The 18,549-nt window shown below is 62.2% G+C and carries 21 protein-coding genes; 9 read left to right on the top strand and 12 right to left on the bottom strand.

Annotated features, from left to right (window positions below):
* Window positions 1-111: 111 nt before the first annotated feature.
* Complete coding sequence (tcdA, locus tag BM267_RS13440; protein ID WP_074781124.1) at window positions 112-888, bottom strand: tRNA cyclic N6-threonylcarbamoyladenosine(37) synthase TcdA; 777 nt, start codon at window positions 886-888, stop codon at window positions 112-114.
* Window positions 889-1,110: 222 nt separating this feature from the next.
* Between tcdA and rlmF the strand changes: the two genes are divergently transcribed.
* The 8 genes from rlmF to trxC all read left to right on the top strand — a co-directional run bounded on the left by rlmF (window position 1,111) and on the right by trxC (window position 6,821).
* Window positions 1,111-2,094 carry a 23S rRNA (adenine(1618)-N(6))-methyltransferase RlmF gene (gene rlmF / locus BM267_RS13435; RefSeq protein WP_074780922.1) on the top strand — a complete coding sequence of 328 codons (984 nt, stop codon included), beginning with the start codon at window positions 1,111-1,113 and terminating at the stop codon, window positions 2,092-2,094.
* 220 nt (window positions 2,095-2,314) lie between these two features.
* Window positions 2,315-2,704: a DUF4398 domain-containing protein gene (locus BM267_RS13430; RefSeq protein WP_051611082.1), complete on the top strand. Its 390-nt coding sequence runs from the start codon at window positions 2,315-2,317 to the stop codon at window positions 2,702-2,704.
* Window positions 2,705-2,741: 37 nt separating this feature from the next.
* Window positions 2,742-3,515, top strand: a complete 774-nt coding sequence (locus BM267_RS13425; protein WP_036990911.1) for an OmpA family protein — start codon at window positions 2,742-2,744, stop codon at window positions 3,513-3,515.
* A 72-nt stretch (window positions 3,516-3,587) separates the two neighbouring features.
* On the top strand, window positions 3,588-3,920 hold the full coding sequence (locus tag BM267_RS13420; RefSeq protein ID WP_074780924.1) for a YgaP-like transmembrane domain: 333 nt from the start codon (window positions 3,588-3,590) through the stop codon (window positions 3,918-3,920).
* A gap of 82 nt (window positions 3,921-4,002) precedes the next feature.
* A complete protein-coding gene (gene dapE, locus BM267_RS13415; protein ID WP_074780927.1) occupies window positions 4,003-5,142 on the top strand; it encodes a succinyl-diaminopimelate desuccinylase in 1,140 nt (379 codons plus the stop codon).
* Window positions 5,142-5,945, top strand: coding sequence for a putative RNA methyltransferase (locus BM267_RS13410; RefSeq protein WP_051611084.1), 804 nt, complete (start codon window positions 5,142-5,144; stop codon window positions 5,943-5,945). Before dapE ends, BM267_RS13410 begins: the two co-directional genes overlap by 1 nt.
* Window positions 5,946-5,956: 11 nt before the next feature.
* A complete protein-coding gene (locus tag BM267_RS13405; RefSeq protein ID WP_074780930.1) occupies window positions 5,957-6,340 on the top strand; it encodes a hypothetical protein in 384 nt (127 codons plus the stop codon).
* Window positions 6,341-6,380: 40 nt separating this feature from the next.
* A complete protein-coding gene (gene trxC / locus BM267_RS13400) occupies window positions 6,381-6,821 on the top strand; it encodes a thioredoxin TrxC (protein ID WP_177173407.1) in 441 nt (146 codons plus the stop codon).
* A 10-nt stretch (window positions 6,822-6,831) separates the two neighbouring features.
* On the opposite strand, the gene BM267_RS13395 is transcribed toward trxC, so the two are convergent.
* From BM267_RS13395 to BM267_RS13370, 6 genes are all read right to left on the bottom strand, one after another.
* The gene (locus tag BM267_RS13395; RefSeq protein WP_074780933.1) at window positions 6,832-7,131 is read right to left on the bottom strand and encodes a hypothetical protein; all 300 of its coding nucleotides are present in this window, start codon (window positions 7,129-7,131) and stop codon (window positions 6,832-6,834) included.
* On the bottom strand, window positions 7,128-7,337 hold the full coding sequence (locus tag BM267_RS13390) for a cold-shock protein (protein ID WP_036990917.1): 210 nt from the start codon (window positions 7,335-7,337) through the stop codon (window positions 7,128-7,130). Before BM267_RS13390 ends, BM267_RS13395 begins: the two co-directional genes overlap by 4 nt.
* Before the next feature lie 224 nt (window positions 7,338-7,561).
* Window positions 7,562-8,539, bottom strand: coding sequence for a DUF4340 domain-containing protein (locus BM267_RS13385; protein WP_074780936.1), 978 nt, complete (start codon window positions 8,537-8,539; stop codon window positions 7,562-7,564).
* 11 nt (window positions 8,540-8,550) lie between these two features.
* A complete protein-coding gene (locus BM267_RS13380; RefSeq protein ID WP_074780938.1) occupies window positions 8,551-10,395 on the bottom strand; it encodes a GldG family protein in 1,845 nt (614 codons plus the stop codon).
* A gap of 17 nt (window positions 10,396-10,412) precedes the next feature.
* On the bottom strand, window positions 10,413-11,147 hold the full coding sequence (locus tag BM267_RS13375; protein ID WP_074780941.1) for an ABC transporter permease subunit: 735 nt from the start codon (window positions 11,145-11,147) through the stop codon (window positions 10,413-10,415).
* On the bottom strand, window positions 11,144-12,073 hold the full coding sequence (locus BM267_RS13370; RefSeq protein ID WP_074780944.1) for an ABC transporter ATP-binding protein: 930 nt from the start codon (window positions 12,071-12,073) through the stop codon (window positions 11,144-11,146). The genes BM267_RS13375 and BM267_RS13370 overlap by 4 nt, the downstream gene beginning before the upstream one ends.
* A 302-nt stretch (window positions 12,074-12,375) precedes the next feature.
* Between BM267_RS13370 and plsB the strand changes: the two genes are divergently transcribed.
* Window positions 12,376-14,844 (top strand): glycerol-3-phosphate 1-O-acyltransferase PlsB, encoded by a 2,469-nt coding sequence (plsB, locus tag BM267_RS13365; protein ID WP_036990931.1) that lies wholly within the window; start codon window positions 12,376-12,378, stop codon window positions 14,842-14,844.
* A gap of 43 nt (window positions 14,845-14,887) precedes the next feature.
* Here the strand turns inward: plsB and BM267_RS13360 are convergent, their stop codons facing one another.
* From BM267_RS13360 to adk, 5 genes are all read right to left on the bottom strand, one after another.
* Window positions 14,888-15,673 carry a class I SAM-dependent methyltransferase gene (locus tag BM267_RS13360; protein WP_036990933.1) on the bottom strand — a complete coding sequence of 262 codons (786 nt, stop codon included), beginning with the start codon at window positions 15,671-15,673 and terminating at the stop codon, window positions 14,888-14,890.
* Window positions 15,674-15,737: 64 nt separating this feature from the next.
* Entirely contained in the window at window positions 15,738-16,625 is an 888-nt protein-coding gene (locus tag BM267_RS13355) for a DUF72 domain-containing protein (protein ID WP_074780947.1), read from the bottom strand.
* A gap of 11 nt (window positions 16,626-16,636) precedes the next feature.
* On the bottom strand, window positions 16,637-16,936 hold the full coding sequence (locus tag BM267_RS13350; protein ID WP_036990935.1) for a hypothetical protein: 300 nt from the start codon (window positions 16,934-16,936) through the stop codon (window positions 16,637-16,639).
* Between the two features lie 68 nt (window positions 16,937-17,004).
* Complete coding sequence (gene tsaB, locus BM267_RS13345) at window positions 17,005-17,679, bottom strand: tRNA (adenosine(37)-N6)-threonylcarbamoyltransferase complex dimerization subunit type 1 TsaB (RefSeq protein ID WP_036990937.1); 675 nt, start codon at window positions 17,677-17,679, stop codon at window positions 17,005-17,007.
* Window positions 17,680-17,774: 95 nt separating this feature from the next.
* Window positions 17,775-18,422, bottom strand: a complete 648-nt coding sequence (adk, locus tag BM267_RS13340; protein ID WP_036991240.1) for an adenylate kinase — start codon at window positions 18,420-18,422, stop codon at window positions 17,775-17,777.
* Window positions 18,423-18,549 lie beyond the last annotated feature (127 nt).

Below are 18,549 nucleotides of genomic sequence, written 5' to 3'. Positions count from 1 at the left end.
TGGCAAAATACTGGCAAGCTATCGGAAAATCTCTTCGCGCAGTCAAGAACCAGCGCTACGCAGCTATGGGGTGGCTGCGGTAAACCAGGCTGGCCGGATATTCAGGCCAGCCTAACGCAGCAACCGCTCCACCGCCTTGGAGGCGGCCACCATGCCAAAGGTCGCGGTGACCATGGTCACGGAACCGAAGCCGCCGGAACAATCCAGCTTCACGCCCTCCCCGACAAAGGTCTTCTGCTGGCATACCGAGCCGTCCGGCTTGGGGTAGCGCAGTTGTTCGGTGGAATAGACGCAGGGCACGCCGAAGCTGCGCTTGCTGTCGGCCCGGGGGAAGTAGTGATCGCGCCGCAGCAGCGAGCGGGCCTTGGCTGCCAGTGGATCATTCACGGTTTTCGACAGGTCCGCGACCTTGATCATGGTCGGGTCGATCTGGCCACCAGCGCCGCCGGTGGTAACGATGCCGATCTTGCGCCGCCGGCACCAGGCGATCAGCGCGACCTTGGACGCCACGCTGTCGATGCAATCCACCACGCAATCGATGTCATCGGTAATGTATTCAGCAAGGGTATCCGGCGTCACAAAGCCCATGATCGGGCGCACCTCGCAGGCCGGATTGATGGCCTGCAAACGCTCAGCCATCACCTCGACCTTCAACCGGCCGATATTGCCTTTCATGGCGGGCAGCTGGCGATTGGTGTTGGTGACGCAGATGTCATCCATATCGATCAGCGTGATGCGGCCCAGCCCGGTACGCGCCAGCGCTTCGGCGGCCCAACTGCCGACACCACCGATGCCGACCACCGCCACATGGCTGGCCTGCAGGCGAGCCAACGCCTCGGTACCATACAGCCGTGCTATACCGCCGAAACGGGGATCATCAATCGCCATGTACACCTCGCACAAATGAGACCGCGCAGTATAACGCATGGCCATAGTGGATATCCGCAGCTGGTCAATAAATCACCAGTTCCCGCAAGACCATCGTGAATGCGGCCTCGCTCCTTCTATCACAGGGTTATCCACAGATTCATCCACGCTAATTGTGCACAAGCTGGATGATCCTCCCGCGCCGCTGTGGGACAATCATCCGCTTGCCCGAGAGACCCAGCCATGTCAACCAGACCAAACCAGCGTCGCCCGCAGAAAACCGGCCTGCATCCGCGTAATCGCCACCAGGGCCATTACGATCTGGATGCGCTGGTCCGTACCTGCCCGGCGCTGAAGCCCCATATCATCAGGGCTGCGGATGGTTCATCCACGGTGGACTTCGCCGATACCCGAGCAGTGACGGTATTGAACAGCGCCTTGCTGCTGCATCAGTACGGCGTTCGCGACTGGACTATTCCCGATGGCTATCTCTGCCCGCCCGTGCCCGGCCGCGCCGACTATATTCACGCCCTGGCGGACTTGCTGGGTGAAAGTCATGACGGCAACATACCCACAGGCGAGCGACTCATGGGCCTGGACATCGGTACCGGCGCCAATCTGATCTATCCACTGCTCGGCCGGGTGGAATACCGCTGGCGCTTCGTCGGCGCTGATATCGATCCCCAGGCACTCGATAATGCGGCGCATATTCTGGCAGCCAATCCAGAGCTGGCGACGGGTATCCAGTTGCGCCGCCAAACCGTGCCATCCCGGATATTCACCGGGCTGGTCGGCGCCGATGAGCAGTTTGACTTTACCCTGTGCAATCCGCCCTTCCATGCCAGTCAGGCCGAGGCCAGTGCCGGTAGCCAACGCAAATGGCGCAACCTCGGCAAGGACCGCTCCGGCAGGCAGCCGGCACTGAATTTCGGCGGCCAGGCCAACGAGCTGATGTGCGACGGTGGCGAGGCCGGGTTCCTGGCTCGCATGATTGATGAAAGTGCCGCCCTGGCCGGCCAGGTGTTCTGGTTCACCAGCCTGGTTTCCAAGGCTGCCAACCTGCCGGCGCTGCAGCAGCAGCTCGCCGCTTTACCTACCACGAACGTGCGCGTCATCCCCATGGCGCAAGGGCAAAAACACAGCCGATTGCTCGCCTGGACCTTCCTCGATAAGAAACAGCGACGCGCCTGGCGCAAAGCCCGCTGGGCTGAATGCACCGTCATCTGAGCTTTCCACCGCAGCCAAGCCGCACGTTTTTGTTGAACAGCCCCCACCCCCGGCGGTCAGAATCTCTGTACACACTGTGATTGCAACAGCCTCACACTGGTCGATTACAGCGCATTGGCAGCGCAATGCTCATGGCCCGGACCGGTCCAGCCAGTAAGAAAGCACAGTTCGTTTTCCGCAACCATTGTTGACGCAATGCATTCAATCTGGAGTCGGAACCATGTCAAATCACGCTCTGTTACACGTCCCCAAACATCTGATTGCCATCGCGACCATCGGCGCTGCAGCAGCGCTGGTTGGTTGTGCCAGCACCCCACCGCCAACCAGCCAGCTTGCCACCGCGCAACAGGCGCTCAATGCCGCCGATACCGCGGAAAGCGCCCGCTACGCCCCGGTGGAGTTGCGCAAGGCACGGGAAAAGATGCTCCAGGCCGAACAGGCCAATGTGGCCGAAGAGTATGAGCGCGCTCGCTATCTTGCCGAACAAGCCGAATGGGATGCCCGCGTTGCTGAACGCAAGGCCCGCGCGGAGAAGGCGTTGAAGGTCGTGGGAGAAGCCGAACGGGGCACCCAGGAACTGCGCGAAGAAACCCTGCGCGGCCTGCAGTGATTGCGGCCACCCTATCCAATTGCGAGGAGAAGATCCCATGCGTACTCAACTGACCATCCCTGCCTGCCTGGCTATGGGGCTGCTGTTGACGGCCTGTGCTTCCAATGAACTCAACCCCAATCTGGAACAGGCAAGACTGGACGTGACCGAGCTGCAGAATCATCCACAGTCACGGCAGCTCGCCGCCGTCGAAACCGAAGATGCGCGCGACGCACTCGGCCGCGCCGAGCTCGCCCAGAAGGAAGGTGCCGAGCCCCACGAAATCGACCACCTGGCCTACCTGACCGAGCGGCGGGTCGAGCTGGCACGCCAGACCATAGCGTTGCGTTCAGCCGAACAAGAACTCGAAGGAGTATCCGAGAAACGGGCCCGCACCCGCTTGGAGGCGCGCGATGCGCAGATCCGCAAGTTGCAGGAAGAGCTGAACGCCAAACAGACCGACCGTGGTTCGGTGGTGACCTTCAGCAACGTCTTGTTCGATCTGGACAAGTCCGAGTTGAAACCGGCAGCCAACTCCAGTGTGCGCAAGCTCGCGCAATTCCTGCAGGAAAACGAGCAACGCAAGGTGCTGATCGAAGGCTTCACTGACAGCACCGGCCCCGATGCCTACAACCTGACATTGTCCCAGGCCAGAGCAGACTCGGTACGCCGCGCACTGGTGCAGGAGGGCGTCGATGCCAGCCGTATCCAGACCGTGGGGCTGGGTGAGGCTCACCCGGTATCGGACAACAACACGCCGGCTTCCCGGGCGATGAACCGCCGGGTTGAAGTCACCATTTCCCATGACGCGCAACAAGTGCCCGCGCGTTGACATCCATCGGGGGCCGCGTTCGGTAATTGACCGACGCGAGCCGCCCTGCTCTTCAACCAGAGGACTCCTACCATGCTTCACCTGACCACACCCAAGAATGTAGAAGGCGCAGAGCGCGCGGCCTCGATCATCGGTGGCCTCGCGCTGCTGGGCAATGGCTTGCGCACCGGCGGCCTGACTGGCGTGCTGCAGATGGCCCTGGGCGGTATGGCCATTTTCCGTGGCGCCACTGGCCACTGCGAACTCAAGCGCATACTGGACGAGAACAAGCACGATTCGGCCAATATCCAGCGCTACAGTCACATGCCCCTGGATTCGGAAACCCACAGCCCGGACTTCCGCAGCCAGACCGCTTTGCCGGACAGCACACCGATGGGCCACGAAACCCATCCGGCCAAGCCGTAGCCCGGGTCCGCGACCGACACGAGAGCGTGGTGCTACTCAACTCTGCTATCATGACGGCCGATTTCAGACCCGGCCAGCGACCATGACCACCACGCTCTCCCCTACCCTTGCCCTCGCCTGCGAGCTGATTGCCCGCGATTCCACCACCCCGGACGATGCCGGTTGCCAGCAACTGATGGGTGATCGTCTGGCCGCCTGTGGTTTCACCCTGGAGTCCCTGCGTTTCGGTGAGGTAGACAATCTCTGGGCACGCCGCGGCACCCAATCGCCAGTGCTCTGCTTCGCCGGCCATACCGATGTGGTACCCAGCGGCCCGCTGGAGCAATGGGATAATCCGCCTTTCGAGCCAATCATGCGCGATGGCATGCTGTATGGGCGTGGCGCAGCGGATATGAAAGGCAGCCTGGCGGCGATGGTGGTGGCTGTGGAACGCTTTGTCGCCGCCCACCCCGACCACCGCGGCTCGATTGCCTTCCTGATCACCAGCGATGAAGAAGGCCCAGCGACCGAGGGCACCGTCAAGGTGGTGCAGACTCTGGTCGACCGGGACGAGAAGGTGGACTGGTGCATCGTCGGCGAGCCTTCCAGCACTGAGCAGGTGGGTGACGTGGTCAAGAATGGCCGCCGTGGCTCGTTGAACGCCCGCCTGTTGATCAAGGGCAAACAGGGCCATGTCGCCTATCCACATCTGGCACGCAACCCCATCCACCTGGCCGCACCGGCTTTGGCAGAGCTGGCAGCCGAGACCTGGGATCAGGGCAATGCCTTCTTTCCGCCTACCAGTTTCCAGATTTCCAATATCCACTCCGGCACGGGTGCCACCAATGTGGTGCCGGGCGAACTGGAAGCACTGATCAACTTCCGCTTCTCCACCGAGTCCACGGTAGCCGGGCTGCAGCAACGGGTCATCGACATTCTCGACCGCCACGGCCTGGACCACGAGCTGGAATGGACCCTGTCCGGCCAGCCCTTTCTTACCGAACCCGGCGAATTGCTGGATGGCGTGGCTGCGGCAATCCGCCAGGTCACGGGCCGTGAAACCCAGCCATCCACCTCTGGCGGAACGTCCGATGGGCGCTTCATTGCCACCATGGGTACCCAGGTGGTCGAACTCGGGCCGGTGAATGCGACCATTCACCAGTTGAACGAACATATCAACGCGGCTGATCTGGAAACGCTTACCGATATCTACCAGGCCACCCTGCAAGAGCTGCTCAGCTGATGCTGCAACTCATCTGCCCCCACTGCCACGAGGCGCTGCAGGTTACGGATCGCACCTGGGCCTGCGGTAATGGTCACAGTTACGACCAGGCCCGCCAGGGTTATCTCAACCTGTTGCTGGTGCAGCACAAGAACAGCCGCCAACCCGGTGACACCCCGGCCATGCTCGGTTGCCGCCAGGCCTTCCTCGACGGCGGTCATTACCAGCCGGTCAGCGACGAGATCAACCGGCTGTTCAGTGAGCAGGCACCTGCCGCCGTGCTGGATATGGGTTGCGGCGAAGGTTACTACACCGATCGTCTGGCCCGCGCCCTGCCGCAGGCCGACTGCGCCGGGCTGGATATCAGCAAGGACGCGGTGATCAAGGCCTGTCGACGCAACCGCGACATCCAGTGGCTGGTGGGCTCCAGCGCCCGTCTGCCGGTAGCCGACGCCAGCCTGGATGCCGCCCTGTGTGTATTCAGCCCCTGGTCCTGGGATGAATGCCTGCGGGTGCTACGACCCGGCGGCCACCTGTTGTTGGTCGGCCCCCATGCCGATCATCTGCTGGCCCTGCGCGAAAAGCTGTACGACAGCATTCACCCCACTCCGGAGCTGATCAAGGTCTTGCCCGAGGGGCTGGAGATCGTCAATGACCAGGTCCTGCGCTATGCTCTGGATCTGGACCCCACCGCTCTGGATAACCTGATCGGCATGACGCCCCACGGCTTTCGCAGCCGCCCTGATCGCCAGCAGGCATTGCGCGACAGTGGCGTTGCCGGATTGGAAGTCGCCATGCGCATGGTCATGTTGCAACGTCACTGAGAGGAATTTGCGTGCGCCAACCGGATATCGAGATCTATCTGAAGGAAGAGTTTCTGGAGGAGCTGGGCACCTGGCTGGAGCAGCAGGTCGGCCGCCTCGACCTGGGCCCCTGGTCCGGCACCACTCGCCGCGGCACCCTGCATGGCGACGCTGCGATTCCACTGATGATAGTGCGCAAGGCGGCCGGCAAATGGGCGAGCATCTGGTTCGAGAGCGATCGCACTCCCTGGGCCACCGACCTCGAGTGCGCCCGCGCCTTAGCTCACGGGCTCAACCGGGAAGTACGTTGCTCCATCGGCGGCTGGGAAGAGCAACATGGCGAAGCGGATGCCGACCGCTGGTACAAGGTAACCGTCGCTGGTGAAGAGGAATTCACCTGGGCGCTCAAGCCCTGAGCGCAGCGTCTGCCCAGATCAATTGCAGAGGAGCCCGCCCATGAGCGAACCCATGACCCTGGCCTGCCCACATTGCCATCGCCGCAACCGTCTGCCTGCCGAACGGCTTGATCAGGCGCCCCGCTGCGGAGCCTGCAAGGAAGCGCTGTTCAGCGGCGCCCCGGTAGATCTGGGTGGCGCCAATTTCAATGCCCATGCCAATGCCGATCTGCCCCTGGTAGTGGACTTCTGGGCCAGTTGGTGTGGGCCCTGCCAGCAATTCGCACCGGTGTTCGCCCAGGCCGCAGGCAATATCGAACCCCGCGCCCGCCTGGCCAAGGTCGACACCGAAGCTGCCCAGGAGCTGGCGGCACGCTTCGCTATTCGCAGCATCCCGACATTGCTGATCATGCACCGTGGCAAGGAAGTGGCCCGCCTCAATGGCGCGCTGCCGCCGTCGGATTTTCAGCGCTGGCTGGATGGCAATCTGCCAAGCGCCTGATTACGCGGAATCAGCGAGTGAGAGCCTGGGCTGAGCCCACCAGTAATTCCAGGTCATGGCCTTCGGGCACGCAACAGGGATGGGCATTGAAGCTGCGCGCCAGCCCAGCCAGCGCCGGGGAAAAATAGACTGTGACCTGACACTGCAGGCCATCGAGACGGTGACGGCTGAAAACAGCTGCACCCGGTGGAGCTTCGGCCGGATGCAGCTGCCGGAAGGCGTCTTCGATATCGCTCAGCGGGACAGTAGCCAACAGGCCGTCGCCCAGCGCCAGGCAATACCAGGACGATCTCGCCTCGGCGACGTTCAAAGGGCGGCTACATCCTCTGCCTGCAAGCCCTTCTGCCCCTGAGTGACATCGAACTCCACCTTCTGGCCTTCGACCAGAGTGCGGTGCCCTTCGCCGCGAATGGCACGGAAGTGCACAAACACATCCGGCCCCGAGTCACGCTGAATGAAGCCAAAACCCTTGGCATCGTTGAACCATTTAACCGTACCGGTTTGCCGATCAGACATTCCCACAATCTCCACATCACCAATGACCCACCACCCGGGAAGTCCGGAGTGGCGATAACGACACTCCGTTCAACCTTGATTCGGTAGCTGGTGCGAACCTGACGCGGCGTCGCTCCCATGAAGGGACTCGCCGTACAACCGGACGCGCCCCAGTTTGGAATACTGTTTATAGAGGCCGTGACTCGATTCTAGCCAAACATGACCGACCTGCAAGGGAGATTGTGCTACGGGGAACGTACGATATCGGCCTGCCGCTTGTTGAGGTTCTCCACCTGACCGATACCGATCTGATAGGCCCAGCGCGAATCGGCATTAACCTGCAACGGGTCTTCCTCGGCCTCGGCTGCAGCGTAGTTGTCGATCACCAGCCAGTAGCGACCCTCGACGTCATGCAGCGAAGCCGCCAGCTCGGCGCCGGCCCAGGTGGTTACCTGCATCCGCAGCATGGGCTCGGCCAAGGCAAGATCTTCACGCAGCGCCACGTTTTGCGCCGTCAGGTTGATCAGCGCCAATACCATACTGTTGATCCAGCGCTCGTTGCCGCTCTGCTGATCAGCTTCCAGGCCGACCATGCGCAGGTTGTAATCCCCCTCAGCGCGCTTGTCGAGCTCCAGGGTTTCGCCGTCGGCATGAGTCCAGCGGGCCGTCGCGACCTGCTGCATGGGAATATCGACGGCCTTCAGCGCCAGCCAATCGAGCGGGCTGACCGAGATGCTCAGCGGCCGGTTGAGCAGCAGCACCTGATCATTGTCAATGAAACGCACCAGTTGCCCGTTGCCCACCCGGTCGCCATAGATCACCCCGAAATCCAGCTCCGGGGTGTGCAGGTCGACCTTCAGCGCTTCGCTGTCCGCAGCCACCTCCAGCCCCAGACGCGCGTGATGCTCGGGATTGCTGGTCTTTTCCTCGACTACCCGGGCACCACGCAGGGCGTGCAGCAACGCCGCCAGGCGTTCTTGCTGGACCGGGAAGCCGGCGTGGCTGACGACGCCCCAGGTGCCATCATGCCGTGCCAGCTCGACCCGCCCTTCGCCCCGCGTCAGGCTGATGCGCTCCAGCGCCGGCAACTGCTTCTCCTGCATCGGCGATAGCAGATCGCGGCTGGACAGGTCGGCGACCCGGTCCTGACCACGCATATTCAACGCCAGCGCCACCAGTATCGCTGTGAGTACCACCGTGAAGATCAAAGGTTTGTTACGCATGACTATCCTCCTCAGACCGCGCGACGGCGCGCGCGGCCAACCAGCCACCACAGCAGCACACCAAGAGTCAGCAGAGCCGGTACCAAGGCGACATTGATCATCTTGAGCTGATTGCCCAGGCGTTCGATATCTGCGTTCAACTCATAGCGCACGTCGCGCAGCTGCTTGCGGATCGCCAGCTTCTCATCGAGAAAACCCTGGATCGCCTGCTCCTGTTCAGCACTCAGCTCGGTCAACTGCGATGGGTCTTGACCCTGCTGCAGCTCACGCAGGCGCTGCTCGGTCTGTTCCAGCTGCTGTTGCAGGCGCTGCTCGCTGGCGCGGTAGCGGCGCTCGGCCTTGCGCTGCAGATCCTCCACCACGGTGAACGGCCGGCTGAAATCGCCCCGCGAGCGCACGCTGATCAGCGCCTCGGAACCGGACAGGTTATCCAGCGCGTTGATCAGCAGGCCGCCATTGTCAGCCCAGGGCTGAGGAACACGCTGGCCGAAGAAGTCCTGCACCTGCACCCACATGCGGTCGGTGAGCAGGTCGGTGTCGGCAATCAGCAGCACGTTGATGTTGTCCGCTTCGGTCAGTTCCACGTCACGACCTTCCAGGCCATCCGGAAAGGCCGTGCTGGCCGGGCCCTGCAACCGAGCCGCGAAATGATAGACCTGATCATCCGCCTGGAAGCCGTTAAGCAGCACTTCCGGGTCCTGCATGCGGCTGAAGCGGCTGCTGGGTATCAGCGCACTGTTGGCACTGCTCGACAGCAGCGGCAGGAACTGCGTGCTCGCCCCTTCCAGCGGCTGCAGCGCGCCGGCGGTAGCAATAGTCAGCAGTTGCAACGGCGCGGTGACGGTGTCGTCGCGGCTCATGAACTGCGGCTCAACCTCCAGCCAACCAATATGCCGCGCCGGCAATTGTCCCTGACCGCGACTGACCGACATGCCCAGGCGGGCATCGAGCACCACCTGTTCCGGGTTGTAACCCACGCCCCAGGCCTTCAGCAGCGGGCCAAGATCAGATGATTTACCGTCGGCCATGCCATCCATCATGGCTTCCATGCTCTGGTCCGCTTCGGCCAGCGGATCGATGAAGGCCAGCAGTTTGCCGCCGCGCAGCACGAACTGATCGACGGCCAACAATGCCGCCTCGCTCAGGGTCTTGGGATGCACCAGCAACAGGACCTCGATCTCCTCCGGCACGGTATCGATGTCGGCCTCCAGCTCCTGCAAGCTGAACATCTGCTGCATCTGCTCGAAAGCGACCCAGGGCGCGCCGGGCTGGCCGCTCATCGGATTCATGCCGCCGGCCATGGGCAAACCGGAAATCAGCCCGATCTGCGGCTTTTCCGGTTGCGCCAGGCTGTTGATCAGCCGGCTCAGTTCATATTCCAACAGTCCTTCCTGCTCCAGGGCGAAGAACGGGATGATTTCCCGCTGGGCCAGTTCGTTGGTGCCGGCCAGACCAAAGTACAGCTGATCGCCACTCTGGGTCAGCGGCACGGCCTGCAGGCCAAATTCGGCGGCACGGTCCTCGGCCTCGGAGAAGGGCTGCGGATCGATGATCTGCAGTTTCAGTTTACCGCCAGCCACACGCTCGTATTCGCGGAGCATTTCCTCGACCCGGCGGGCATAGTTGCGCAGCACCACCATGTCCTTGCTGGCACGGTCGGAGAAGAAGAAGTACAGCGTGATCGGCTCATCCAGCTCTTCCAGAATCTCCCGCGTACCATCGGAGATGGTGAATAGTTTCTGTTCGGTCAGATCGAGTCGGGCCCCGGGCAGCAATACCCCGGTAGCCATGTTGAAGGCGATGAAGGCCAGCAGCAGTACCAGCAGCCCGGTACCTGAATACATCAGTCGTTTCATTGTTATTCTCCCTTGCCTCAATCGGCCTTTTTCAGGTCGATGACGATCGCGGTGGCCAGCAGCCAGGCCGCCATCAGCGATATGAAATACAGCAGGTCACGCAGATCCAGCACGCCCTTGCTGATGGCATCGAAGCGAATCAGGAAACTGAGTGAGGCAATGGCATCCAGCAGCCACTGGGGAGCCCAGCCGCTGAACAAATCCAGCACCAGCGGAAAGCCGCTGACGATGAACACGAAACAGGCCACCACGCTGAGAATGAAGGCAATCACCTGGTTCTTGGTCAATGCCGACATGCACGATCCGATGGCCAGGTAGCCGCCAGCCAGCAGCCAGCTGCCCAGGTAGCCGGTGAAGATGGCGCCGTTATCCGGCGAGCCCAGATAGTTGACCGTGATGATGATCGGAAATGTCAGTACCAGGGCGATACCGACGAACACCCAGGCGGCCAGGAACTTGCCCAGCACCATGTCGGTACGCGATACCGGCAAGGTCATCAGCAATTCGATGGTGCCGGACTTGCGCTCCTCGGCCCACAGCCGCATGGCCACCGCCGGCACCAGAAACAGGTACAACCAGGGATGGAAATTGAAGAAGGGGATCAGATCCGCCTGGCCGCCTTCGTAGAAGCCACCCAGATAGAAGGTGAAGACCGCCGACAGCATCAGAAAGATGACGATGAAGATATAGGCCAGCGGGGTGGCGAAATAGCTACCCAGCTCACGCTTGAAAATCACACCAAGACTACTCATGCGGCCTCCTCCGCGGTCAGGCGGCGGAAGACATCGTCCAGACGTCCCCGCTCCACCGACAGTTCCTTGACCTGCCACTGTTGCTGACGCGCATATTCGCCCACCGCCGGGAAAATCACCGCATCCGGCTCGGCAATCACTGTCAGCTGGTGCCCACCATGTTCGACTTCGACCTCTTTCACCCCCGGCAGCGCCAGCAATGGCTGGCTGTCCACTGGCTGCTGCAACAGCACGGTCACCGCCTGATGGTAATTCGAGCGGGCTTCCAGCTCGTCGGGCGTCCCGTCGGCCAGCAACCGGCCACGGGCAATCACCACCGCGCGGCTGCATACGGCACTGACTTCTTCGAGGATGTGCGTGGAGATCACCACGATCTTGTTGCTGTCGCTGGCCAGTTGCTGGATCAGTTGCCGCACCTGGTGTTTCTGGTTGGGGTCGAGCCCGTCGGTGGGCTCATCGAGAATCAGCACCTTTGGGTCATGCAGAATCGCCTGGGCCAGACCGACCCGGCGCTTGAAACCCTTGGACAGAGTATCGATGCTCTGCCCGAGTACCCCCTGCAATTCCACCTGCTCGACCGCGCGCGCGACATGGCGCTGCTTGTCAGCGCCGCGCAATCCGCGAACCTCGGCAATGAATTCGAGAAAGCCTTTCACCCGCATGTCGCCATAACAGGGTGCGCCTTCGGGCAGATAGCCCATCTGCTGCTGGGCCTGAAGAATCTGGGTACGGATATCGAACCCGCAGATGGAGGCACTGCCACCGTCCGGCGTGAGAAAGCCGGTGAGCATCTTCATGGTGGTGGACTTGCCGGCACCGTTCGGGCCGAGAAAGCCCAGGACTTCCCCCGGTTTTACCTCAAAGGACAGATTGTCCACGGCGACGTGGTCGCCAAAGCGTTTGGTCAGGCTGTTTATCTTTATCATGGCCTCTTCCATTTCCCCCCGGAATACTGGCGCGTCGCAATCAGGCGCGTGCCGCAAAGCGCAAGGATACATTGATTACCAGCGCACGGGAAAAGGACATTTCAGGCCTGCACTGGTTCCGCAGATACCGGTCCATCACCAGAGCCAATAGGTGTTCCTGTGGCGAGCAAATTATCCTGCCGTTTACTGATATGGGCATATCCCTGCGGCGTTTCAAGACCCGGCTATACAGCGGCGAATGTAACAAAGTATTGAAAAACGGTAGAATCGCCGCTCGTTGCCTGTCATTTCAGAGATTGCCCATGCCATCAGCCCAACCCTCCCTGTTCAGCCGCCTGCGTTTCGGCCTGATGCGCCGCCTGTTGTACCTGTGGGCCCGCTCGGAGAGCATCGGCAATCCGCTGGCGAAGATCGCTCCGGCCAGTGGCGAGCCGATTCTCTATGTGCTGCCCGGGCGATCCTATTCCGATCTGCTGGTATTGGATCAGGAATGCCGACGGGCCGGCCTGCCGCGGCCGGTCATGCCGCCGAGCGGTGCGCTGGAGGAAGAGTCCGCCTACTTCCATCTCACCAGCGAACTGGCCTGGAGCGGGCGCCCCGACCCGCGCAAGCGTTCGCCGCGGTTGCTGCGCGCCCTCACCGCGGTGGAATTGCGGGTCACTCCCGAGGTGAAGATAGTCCCGGTCAGCGTATTCTGGGGCCTGTCGCCGGATGCTGAATCATCGCCGTTGAAGCTGCTGTTCGCACATAACTGGGGGGTGGGCGGCAAACTGCGCAAATTACTGGCGATCCTGGTACATGGCCGCAAGATCCGCGTCAGCTTCGGCGAGCCGCTGTCGCTGCGGGAACTGGCCGATGAAAACCTTGGCCACAACCGCAACCTGCGCAAGGTCAGCCGCCTGTTGCGCGTGCACTTCAAGCACCAGCGCGGCGCTGTGGTCGGCCCCGACCTGTCCCACCGTCGCACGCTACTGAAAGGACTGATGCACGGGCCACTGGTACGCGCGGCCATCGCCCGCGAGGCGGTCGAGCAGAACATCAGCGAAGAGCGCGCCCGCCAGCGTGCCGCCCGCTATGCCGACGAGATCGCCTCGGACTTCACCTACAGCATCATCCGCTTTCTGGAAATCGTCCTGTCCTGGTTCTGGAACAAGCTGTATGACGGCATCAAGGTCAACAATCTGGAAAACGTGCAGGACATCGCCCGCGGCAATGAAATCATCTATGTGCCCTGTCATCGCAGCCATATCGACTATCTGCTGCTGTCCTACCTGCTGGTCCGCAGCAGTCTGACCCCGCCGCACATCGCTGCCGGCATCAATCTCAACATGCCGGTGATCGGCAGCATTCTGCGCCGTGGCGGTGCCTTCTTCATGCGTCGCAGCTTTCGCGGCAACCAGCTGTACACCGCGGTATTCAATGAGTACCTGCATACCCTGTTCAGCCGTGGGTTCCCGGTCGAGTACTTCATCGAGGGCGGGCGCTCGCGCACCGGCCGCCTGCTCGACCCCAAGACCGGCATGCTGGCGATCACCTTGCGCAGCTACCTGCGTTCATCCCGCCGGCCCATCGTGTTCATGCCGGTGTACATCGGTTACGAGCGAGTGCTGGAAGGTCGTACCTACCTGGGCGAGCTGCGCGGCAAGGAAAAGAAGAAGGAGTCCTTCTTCGATCTGTTCCGGGTACTGTCCGCTCTCAAGCTGCGCTTCGGCGAAGTGGCACTCAACTTCGGCAGCCCAGTGGCGCTGAATGATTTTCTCGATCAGCGCCAGCCCGATTGGCGTGATCAGCACAACGCCCCCGAATACAAACCAGACTGGCTACCGGATGTGACCAACCAGTTGGCACGGACCCTCGGCGGGGCGATCAACGCGGCGGCGGATGCCAACCCGGTCAACCTGGTGGCGCTGGCCATGCTCTCGACCCGGCGTCTGGCATTGGATGAGGCGACGCTGTCCCGCACTCTGGACACCTTCACCGGCCTGCTGGGTGATGTGCCCTACAGCGCCAATGTCACCTTGCCGACGCTCGCTGGCGCCGAGCAGATCAGCCATGTGGAAGCCATGGGCATGATAGGTCGCCAGTCCGATGCGCTGGGTGAGATCCTGTTTCTCGACGAACCCCAAGCGGTGCTGATGACCTGGTATCGCAATAACATTCTGCACCTGGTGGCGTTACCAGCGCTGATCGCCTGCCTGTTCCTCAACAACGCACGCATGAGTCGTGAGCAGATCGAGCGGCTGGTCAGCGCGCTCTATCCCTATCTGCAAGGCGAGCTGTTTCTGCACTGGCGTGAAGAGGAGTTGCCGGAGATCATCAGCCGCTACGTGGACGGCCTGGTCGGGCGTGGCCTGCTGCGCGAGGAGAACGAGCAGATCCACCGTCCGGATACCGCCTCCGGCGAGTTCGTGCTGCTCACCCTGCTGGCTCGCAGCATCATCCAGATGCTGGAACGCTTCTACATGGCTGCGGCGCTGCTGCTGAACAACCCCAACGGCAGCCTCACCGCCGAGCAGCTGGAGGGGCTGTGCACCGTCATGGCCCAGCGCCTGTCGATCCTGCATGGACTCAACGCCCCGGAGTTCTTCGACAAGACCCTGTTCCGCCAATTCATCCAACGGTTGCAGACCTTCGAGGTACTGAGCACCGACAACGAAGGTCGGTTGCATTACCAACCGGAGCTGGAAGATATCGCCGAGAGCACCGCCAAACGCGTCCTCAGTGCCGAAATCCGCCTGTCCATCCGCCAAGTGGCCCGCAGCGCAGGGTAGCCCCCCGTGTGCGCTGCCCCATACCGTCATCTACAGAAACCGCTTACTCCAGTTTCTTCTTGCCGTAGATATCATAGCGGCTCGATTGGCCGCTCAATTGGGCACTGGGGGGCGGGCCATCGATGGCCGGTGCCTTGCGCGGGCGTTTGACGGCGACGCGGTGGCTGGCCAGTTGCAGCGCAGCGGCCAGTAGTGCCGGGGCATCGAGGTCGTCGCCAGCCAGCGGGCGGAACAGGCGCATCTCCTTTTTCACCAATGCCGACTTGTCCCGGTGCGGAAACATCGGGTCCAAGTGAATGACCTGGGGCACTGCTGCTGACCAGTTAGCCATGGCCTCGATGGCGTCAGCCTGCAGCAATTGCATGCGCGCGGCGATCTCAGCCACCTCACCTCCCGCCTGACGGGCACGCTGCAGGCCGTCCTCGAGCAGCGCGGCAATGATCGGCTGGCGTTCAATCAGCGTCACTTCACACCCCAACGCGGCCAGCACAAAGGCATCACGCCCCAGGCCAGCGGTGGCATCCAGCACTGTCGGCCGCACCGCGCCACGCAGCCCCACCGCCTTGGCGACCATCTGCCCTGCCCCGCCACCAAATAGCCGACGATGGGCCAGAGCGCCCTCGACAAAGTCCACCCGCACCGCGCCCGGGGCATCGGCAGCGGTGGCCTGCAAGCTGAGGCCATCGCTGCCGACCTGCAAGAGCAATTCTGCCTGGCTGCTGCCGGCTGGCAGCACCGGCAATTGCAGGTGCATCGCCAATGCCTGCGCTGGCTGCTCCAGTTCCGGCGACAGCCAGCAAACCGCCACGCGGCAAGGTGAGTCAGTCATGGATAGAGTCCGAATTCCTGAACGGCAAAATGGCCGGGTAGTTTACCGCAACCCCGGCGGCGGATCAGAACAGTCCGCCCTGCTGCGGCGATTCCAGCAATTGCTGCTCGCCCGGCCAGGCGGGCATGGGCGGCAGCTCAGGCAGCTGTTCCTGCAAGCGCGCATGAAATAGCCGTGCCAGCTCGGGCGCCAGGCAATTATCCGGGGTGTGCATGAATAGGATCGGGCTGCGGCCTTCATTCAGCCATTGCGCGCACTTGGCAAGCCAGGGCTCCAGCCAGCGCAGACTCTGTTGATTATCCATGCCGCCGATGAAACGCACCGTCGGCGTCTGGGCCAGGGCAACGGCGTGAACCGGTAGCCGTGGTTTGCGGCGCTGGGCATCCAGGGTTGCTGCATCCGTGGCGGTGCTGGCGAACAGGCCGCGACTATCGAACATGACCCGCTCGATGCCCCGTTCATGCAGCAGGCGGTTGAGCTGCCGCTCGTTGTCATCCTTGCGAAAGAAATCCGGATGGCGAACCTCGACAGCGTAGCGATAGTGCGTCGGCAGCGCATCGAGAAAGCGGATCAGTTGTTCCAGCTGCTGCGGCCCGACACGCGCCGGCAGTTGCAGCCAGATCGGCCCCAGCCGCTGCTCCAGAGGCGCCATACGCTGGAAGAACTGCAGCAGATCGATATTCCGTGGGTCCAGTTGATCACCATGACTGACCTCCCGGGGCAACTTGGCACAGAAATGGAAATCCGCCGGCAGCAGCTCAGCCCAACGCGCCACGACCTCGGGCGCGGGCAAGGCATAGAAGGTGGTATTGCCCTCGACAGCGGAAAACACCCGGGAATACTCGTATAGCCGCTGGTCGGCATCGGCGCCGCTGGAATACAGCGCACCTCGCCAGGCCGGTTCGGCCCATAACGGGCAACCAAGAATCAAGCGGGGAGCGACATCAGACATGAATACGGACTTCAGACAAACAGATCGACACCAAAGAAGCCATCGGCTTCGGCATCCGGCAGGCTGGCCATGGCCTGATAACTGGCCAGTGCCTGATTGGCATGGCCATGCACCGGCTGCGTCGCGCCCTGGCGGGCGGGAATATACTCACCTGTGGCGCCGGGCTGCTGCACCACTGGCGCACGGACCTTGACCGGCGGTGGCGCAGTCGCCGGCTGAGCACTGGGCACCATGTTGTCCGCCGCAGGCGCAGCAGGACGCGACGGCTTTACCGGCAGCGCAGAAGCTGGATTGTAACCGTCCAGACGCATGATGGATGATCAACTCCACAGGTAATACAGAAGACCAAGGTTAATCCTGGTTATCCCAAAAGGCAAAATCACCCGACCTTCGGTGTGGCAACCTTGTCCCGCAGATAAACCGGCTGGGCATCCGCGGCGTCCAGTACCTGTCCGGCGCGCCAGGCGGGCAACGCCAGGCTGATCAGGTCAGTGGCATCGGGCAACATCTGCGGCCAGCTGCGCTGCACCGGCACCGCCAGGCGCTCGGCATACTGCCAGCCGGTGCCGGCACCCACCGGGGTGGTCAACTCGGGCGCCAGATCAACCTGTTCCGGCGCGCATACCCGCTCAGCACCGGCCAGCGTCATGACCCCATCGACCAGGTGATAGCAGCCCCAGTAGACCTCATCCATGCGCGCATCGATAGCGGCACAGACCTGCTCGGCACCCTGTTCGCGCCAGGCCCGCTGGGCCAGCGCTGCCAGGTTGGAAATGCCGATCACCGGTTTGCCAATGGCAAAGGCCAGCCCCTGCACCATGCCGGTGGCGATACGTACGCCGGTGAAGGCACCGGGGCCGCGGCCGAACACCAGCGCATCGACCTGCGCCAGCGCAATACCCGCCTCGGCCAACAGCTCGTCGATCATCGGCAGCAATAACTGAGCATGCATGCGCGGCGCCACCTCGACACGATGGAACAGGCGCCCTTCATGCAACAAGGCGGCGGAACAGGCTTCGGTGGCGGTATCCAGGGCAAGCAGAGTGGCAGTCATCGGATCTTCACGGTGGGAGCAAAAAGGCGATTGTAACAAACGACAAGGCCCGTGCGGCAAAAGCCAACACGGGCCTGGTATGCAGTGCGAGGCAATCAGCTCAGGGCAGCAAGAACCCGGCTGGTGATTTCCTCGACTGTGCCGACGCCTTCCACGCGGGAGCACTTGGGCGTGCCCTTGGCTTCGGACAGACCGCGGTAAAACTGGACCAGCGGCTGGGTCTGGGTGTGATACACCTGCAGACGCTTGCGCACGGTCTCTTCCTGGTCGTCTTCACGCTGGATCAGCGCTTCACCGGTGACGTCATCCTTGCCGGTTTCGCGCGGCGGATTGTGCTCGAGGTGGTAGACGCGGCCGGAGCCGGGATGCACGCGGCGACCGGAGATGCGGCCAACGATTTCCTCGTCGTCCACGGCGATTTCCAATACGTGGTCGATGTCGATACCCGCCTCGACCAGGGCTTCAGCCTGGGGAATGGTGCGTGGGAAACCATCGAACAGGAAACCATTGGCACAATCGCCATGGGTGATGCGCTCGTTGATCAGGCCGATGATCAGGTCATCCGATACCAGCCCACCACTGTCCATGACTTCCTTGACCTGCAGGCCCAACTCGGTGCCCGCCTTGACTGCCGCACGCAGCATGTCGCCGGTGGAAATCTGCGGAATACCGAACCGCTGACAAATGAACTGGGCCTGTGTGCCCTTGCCCGCGCCTGGGGCACCCAAAAGGATGACGCGCATGTTGAACTCCTCAATCTGACTGAAACCGGGGCCGCCCACGATTGCAATCGGAGGCTGGCATGCTCCACCGAGTGGTGGAAACAGAGAATGCGATACCGTTTCGCAAAACGAAAAGGGGGTTCAACAT

It is taken from the genome of Halopseudomonas bauzanensis (genome assembly GCF_900114735.1).
GTDB lineage: Bacteria > Pseudomonadota > Gammaproteobacteria > Pseudomonadales > Pseudomonadaceae > Halopseudomonas > Halopseudomonas bauzanensis.
This window is presented reverse-complemented; position numbering and strand designations above follow the sequence as displayed.